Origin of the sequence: Caballeronia choica, assembly GCF_001544535.1 — a bacterium.
Classification (GTDB): domain Bacteria; phylum Pseudomonadota; class Gammaproteobacteria; order Burkholderiales; family Burkholderiaceae; genus Caballeronia; species Caballeronia choica.
In genome coordinates this window covers 26138-32247 of sequence record NZ_FCON02000085.1, presented here as the reverse complement: position 1 = coordinate 32247, position 6110 = coordinate 26138, and the positions used below count along the sequence as shown (strand labels likewise).

The 6110-nt window shown below is 61.8% G+C and carries 3 protein-coding genes; 1 reads left to right on the top strand and 2 read right to left on the bottom strand.

From position 1 onward, the window contains the following. Window positions 1-136 precede the first annotated feature (136 nt). Window positions 137-4678: a hypothetical protein gene (locus AWB68_RS28510; protein WP_087647677.1), complete on the top strand. Its 4542-nt coding sequence runs from the start codon at window positions 137-139 to the stop codon at window positions 4676-4678. Window positions 4679-4690: 12 nt separating this feature from the next. On the opposite strand, the gene AWB68_RS28505 is transcribed toward AWB68_RS28510, so the two are convergent. Both AWB68_RS28505 and AWB68_RS28500 read right to left on the bottom strand, forming a co-directional pair. After that, the gene (locus AWB68_RS28505; protein WP_235028543.1) at window positions 4691-5506 is read right to left on the bottom strand and encodes an HNH endonuclease; all 816 of its coding nucleotides are present in this window, start codon (window positions 5504-5506) and stop codon (window positions 4691-4693) included. A 358-nt stretch (window positions 5507-5864) separates the two neighbouring features. After that, a complete protein-coding gene (locus AWB68_RS28500; RefSeq protein WP_087647675.1) occupies window positions 5865-6101 on the bottom strand; it encodes a hypothetical protein in 237 nt (78 codons plus the stop codon). Between the last annotated feature and the right edge of the window lie 9 nt (window positions 6102-6110).

Here is a 6110-nt window from a genome sequence, read left to right as displayed (position 1 = left end):
GCAAACAGCACCGCGTCTTATCTCCGCCTATGCCTATGTAACGCCGCCGTCAACCTGACGCCGCCAGATTTGTGCGGATCTCCAGCACCATCGACACCATGGCCAGCCGCTCGTCACACGTTACCTTATTGAAGCGTTGCGCCACGCAGATAACGCACAACGAGAGGGGCTCCTCGCTGGCGAATTTACGTTCGAAGGCGATATCGAAACGATTTATGCCTCCGCGTGGCGTGAAATTAACGACGACGCCGAAGCACGTGACGTAGTGAGTTTCATTGCGCGCGCCGAGGGCCCGATTCAACCCGAGCAACTCGCCGAAGCGGTGTCGGAGCAGGCGGTAGAACGGGCGCTCGCCTCGACGGCACACCTGCTCAGCGTCGGCCCGCACGGATGGGCTGTATTCCATAACAGTTTTCGCTTGTTCATCCTGTCGAAACCGCGATTGCGATTTGGTAAGCCGCACGCGGGCTACGCCGGCCGCATTTACGCGAAGCTCGCCGAACTCGCCCGCACGGCGGCCGTCGACAGCCCACAGCGCTGGCTCGAGCTCAGGTATCTGGCTAGGGCGCAGCGCCACACGGATGTGCTCGCCCTTGCACAGCCGATGCGCTTTCGGAACCAGCTTGCTGATGGCAGGGCCGCCGCCGACATCCAGGCGGATATCCGCCTTGCGTTTGGCGCTGCCCAGGTTGGGGGCGATCCGGCGGACGTCTTCCGGCTGCTGCTGGCTCAGGATGAAATTGGGCGCAGGGCAGATGCACTCGAATACGCACCGGGTGTGGTCGACGCAATGCTGGCGATTGGCGACATCGACTGCGCGCAGGCCTTCGCAGAGGCGAATGGTTGCGGTGGCTACAAAATTGTCGATGCGCTACTGAGGGCCGGCGACGTGGATCGGGCCCGGGCATGGTTCGACCGGATCGAGCCGCTTGAACGGCTTTGGGGTAACCAATCAAATGGTATCCATAGTCAGGAGACTGAATTGCGTGAGTGGGCGCAACGCGTGTTTCACTTCCGCGAGGTCGATCAGATCAATGATGCGATCGAACGCTTGTCGAATCCGGCGCAGGCGCGGACGCCAAGCCATGATGGGGTGCAGGGCGATAGCCTCAGGCTCGCCGTCGCGTGCGCAGCGGCGAGGGCACAGCCCGCCGTTGATCTGCACGCGCTCGCGAGCCAGCTGAAAGTACGCGAGACCGAGATGCCCTATCTGTTGATTGAGGCGGGCTTAAGGGCACACGGAAGCGGTGATGCCGAACTGGCTCGGGCGCGCCTCTCGCAGGCCGCGTCGCACAGCGCCTTCTCGCAGGTGCAGGACGACTGGCGCCGTCAGGTCGCCGTGAGCGCGGTTGAGCTCGGTGACATGGTGATGGCCCGAACCGTGTTTGCGCACCTGACACCACCGGCAATTGCCATGATGGAGGGGCAAACGGGCGACGGTGTGGCGAAGCAGGTCGCGCAGGACGTTGTGGACTACGTCGAGCTCGCCACCCTGCTGGGCGAGCCGCTGTCCGAAGTGGCATCGCCGAAGCACAGCGTGCTCCGGCCGCTTCAGCACCATGCCGCCAAGGTCGGCGCGATCCTTGGACGCGCACGGTCTGGGGAGTCCGTGCCCGGTGTAGACCTGGCGCGCGCCACACACGACGTGCTCACGTATCTCGATCATGCCGAACCGGGAGCCGCCGACGAATTCTATGCGGTCTATCAACTGGCTGCAGCGGCTCCCGTCGTTACTCTCGCGCTCGTACAGGCAGCGGCGTTGTGTGGCGAATCAGCATTCACCGAGGTGGTCGCCGAGTTCGACCGGGCGTTCGCGAAGCTTAATGGCAAGAACCGGAAGCGTATCGATTTACGTCGCAAAATTGCGGCTGAGATCTACCATCAGACCGGCGATCTCGACGCGACCTGCCAGCGACTTGACCCGTTGGTGCGAGACCTTCGCGAGGATACGCCCGAGACGCAGGTGGAAGGGTTAGCGGCGCTCGCTGCGACCTTTGCGAGCCTTGGGGAGGCCGCGCGCGCCCGACAGCTCTTGCATCAGCTTCACAACGAATCGCTCGGCTACGCGCGTGCGCCCAAAAAAGATCCCCAATATGCGCTGTGGCGCGAGCTGCTCGAGCGTGCCAACGCCGCCGATCCGGCGAAGCGGAGTGATCGTGTCGAACTGATGATGCGTCTGCTCGACGGCATGATGGAAACCGAGGGACGGGCGTCGGGCTGCCGCATCGCGTCGGCCGTGCTGACGGAGGCAGCGCTGATCGATGCCGCAACCGGCCTCGCGGCCGCGAAAAAAATGGCTGCGCGCGGTATGCTCGACTGGGCTGGCATCATCAACGCGCTGCTCTTGGGCGTCGTGCGTCGGCGCCCGGATCTGGCCGGTCCGTGCGCGATAGCATGGGATTGCCTCACGCTACCATACTACTGCGAGCCGCACTACCGCACGCACAAGCTCGGCGAGTTCATTTCAACGGCGATTGCCGCATCACCGCCGCACGACCTCGATACATTGATCGATCACTTGTGCGCAACGATTGAAGCGAACGCCCAGGCGTCAACGCGTACGTCGTTGCTCGAGCGGCTGGTCGATGCGATGTGCGCGAGGGGAGCGCAGAACTCACGCGTTGACGAGGCGGTGGTTCGCTGGCGGGCTGAGACGCCGGCCGAGCGGGACAGCAACACGCCCGGCCGCTATGACGATGTTGCCTCTCTCGATGCACTCGAAGCGCGCTTGCGCGACGAGGCACGCGACGCGCCAGACTACGAGGGTATCGCAGCATATGCGCGCTTGGCTGCAACGGCCGATCTGGACGAGGCACGTGCTCTGTTTGAGCGCTGGCCAGCCCTGCAGCGTGACATCAACGCGCGATTTGCGCTGGTGACCCGGGCGTTGTCGTGCGGGGAACTCGAGATCGCGCGAAGTCTCGTGGAAGGGTACCGCATGCAGACGGACGAGCGTGCAACATGGAACTATTGGACGGGAGCTGGCCGGCTCAGATTCTTTCAGGCGCGCGTGAAAATTGAAGGTGGCGTCGTGCACGACGAGGCTTACGCGGACCTGGTCGGCGAGCTTGCCGCAGGCCGGGAGCATGCTCAGCCGATCCTGTTCGACATCGATGATGTCTTTCCAACGATTGCGGCGTCGCCCGATTGGGCCGCGATGTGGGAATGCCTTGCCGAACCGCTCACCATGATGCGTGAGTACGGGATCGGCGCGCCGTTTGAAGTGCTGCCTGAAGTAGACACCGACGAAGGCCTGATAGTCGAGCTTTATCGCTGGGCACTGTCGCTCTCGCTGTCCGAACTGACGAGCCGTCTGCGAAGGGGCGCGCTGCACCTGCTTTCGTTCGACGTGGGTGTGCCGCTATTTGCGTGGCTGGTCAGGCGCCTGCTGGAGGGAAAAGGCGACGAACCGGCCGAAGCGATGCAGTTCCTGTTGCATGATGCAGGCAATGCAGCGGCCGCAGCCCTCGGGAAAATTATCGCGCCCCTCGTCGATCATCCCGATTATGCAGTGGCGGTCGGGGCCGCGCGGCTTTTGAAGCGCTGGGGACAGGCGCGGGCGCTCACCCACACGGCATTGCCGTTCTTTTACAAAATGCATCTGGATGACGGTAACGCCGGCCAGTTCGAGCGCCCGAAGTTAAGCGATTCAAGGACGGGGGCGATGCGTGTCGAGGACCCACTTGGTTGGACGTTTGCGTTTTCGGACGTGATTCGCCCGCTGGCGCGGCATGGCGTGTCAGTCCCGCACATACGGGAACGCTGCCGAATGTTCATCGAAGGTTGGGGGGGGCTGGCGGCCTTTGGCCCTTCGGCAACGGCGGCGCTCGAGGCCGCGCTCGGTCGCATTGACATGCGGCTGAAGTACACCAGGCCGCACATTGCGGTAGCGCTGCGCGCCCTTCGCTACGTGGCAGGCGAAATGCGCCGCGCCGGCTCCCTCGACGAGGATGACGAGCCCTGGCTGCTTCACTTGATCGGATACCCGGCGAGCACGTTGCCGCTGGTATCGCCTTGCGAGCGGCCTCGCACCATTGCGCGACCGACTGTAGACCGGACCCAATGGCACGAAACAGACGAACGGTGGCTCGATGCGGTCCACGTCGATGTCCGATTCCCCTTGAACGGATTCGGGACGGTCATTGCCGAGTATGCGCGGTTCGACTGTCGTGATGTCCGGACGACTTTTGCGCTCGAGCGTATCCGTGTCCCGTTTTTGGATGTCTGTGGAGGCGACGATCTTTCGTCCTGGATGCAGGAACTGCCGCGGGCCATCTGGGTAGATCGAATCGTGCCGCTGTCCGATGAGCCTGCCGCGACCATTGTGCGACTGTTCGAGGAGACATGCTTGCCCGGAGTTCCAGGCGATATGCTGGTAATCTGCCCGTTCTGGCTGCGACTTCTATCGTGGTGGCAGCACCCGGAAAACTGGCTCATTTACCTTGATAAGACAGGTCGGGTTGTGGCGCGGGTTGTTTGGTGGCGAGATGGCGGCCCGATCGACATCGGCCAGGATGGCATCTGGGGAGAAGGAGTTTTCGTGACGGTCACGCCAGAAGGGCTTGAGCAGATCGAGTCGGTGAGCGGGCGGCTGAAAATTCAAGTGCACGGACGCCGTACGGTTGCGGAGCCAGGCAAGTCGACGGTGAAAGTTCGACGCGCAAGCGCGGTCGAATGACTGGGCGGCCAGTCAACGGTCCTTATGCAAATCGAACCTGTCCAGGTGGAGCTTGAGATAGTGGGCTTGCTGCTCGTTGGGGATATTTCGCAGGTTCGCCGGAATGCCGAGGATCGCGCGATCTGCCTCTTCGACCACGTGTGAGATCAGCATTTCGCCGGTCTCTGGATCGAACGCGATCAGGTGCTTGTCGAAGAGTCTGTCGAGCGTGGCCATGAGCGGCAGACCATTGTATGGGTCCAGGCGCTCTTCATCGGTGCTGTCGGCCCACGGTTTGGCATGGCTCGCGATGAGTGCCGATGGCGTGGTAAGGCCCGTCACCGCGCATTTGCCGTCCCACAATTCCAACATCTGCTTGCGGTAGGTTCCTTGGCCGAGCCGAGCTTTAATCAAGGCCTCGCGCTGCGTCCGCGTCAAATCCGCCCGCCGCTCTATGGCGACGACATCAGCTGCCGCCGTCTCGTCACCCTCCAAAGGAAAAATCGCACCGGCAAATTCATATGCTGCTTCGCGAACTTGAGCGTAATCGCTGACGTGCCAGTAGGGCTGTCGGCTCTTATTCGCGTGGGCGTAACCGTGGCGCTCTTGGCCTGTCAGACGTTTCATGAACCGCTCCATTCTGTCGACCAGAGAGTTCCCTCCGAGCCCTACCGCGTAGCCTTGGCCCGCGGGTGTGATGTAGAGCCTTTCCCCTCTGTTGGGGCCTATAAGGCTTATGTTTTCCTTTTTCTTGGGTTGCTGCTGCGGCTCAATGCGCGGATTACTCAGCATTGCGTTTATTTCATCCGCGAGTGCCCACACCTGCTGTTTAACGATGCTCGTTTCCACCGTTACCTCCGAATTGCAATCGCGGAGACTGCCGCAAAGTTGGACATGATACCAAGGCTTCGCGCTCACACGGCCCGGCGGCTCGGCTAGTGGCTGTCGGTCTTCGGAAGCTGCCCTTGATGGCAATCGCTCGAGGGTCCGAAGTGGGTCGGCAACGAGCATTCGATTTCCCCGACAGCGGCCATTCACGATAGAAAAATTCAGCGGCCACTGAATGACGGCAATGGGGTCCTCACCTGCCGCTGTCGTGCCGTTGAACCTACGACCGCAATGGCCGATAACCGGTCCACCAAAGCTCGACCGATTTAGCACGTCAACAAAATCATGAGGGCCCTGAGATCACGACGCTTCAGCGATATCACTCGACGCCCTTCGCTTCTCGTTCAATCATCAATGCGTCAAACGCTTGGCGAGCGTCCTTCAATTCCTGCATCGCGGCTGCAAACCTCGCCAACTCGAGAGTGGTCGGAGCATGTGAGGCACCGTTTGAAAAATGCACTTCAAGCGCGATTGATGCTGCCTGCACTTCACGCGCGGCATTCGCGACCCGCTCGAGCGCCCTCGCCTCGCTTGATTTCTTCTCGCTCTTCTTCATCTTGCGTCC

Coding starts and splice junctions, on each gene's coding strand:
- AWB68_RS28500 (WP_087647675.1), bottom strand. CDS start 6,101: ATGAAGAAGAGCGAGAAGAAATCAAGCGAGGCGAGGGCGCTCGAGCGG.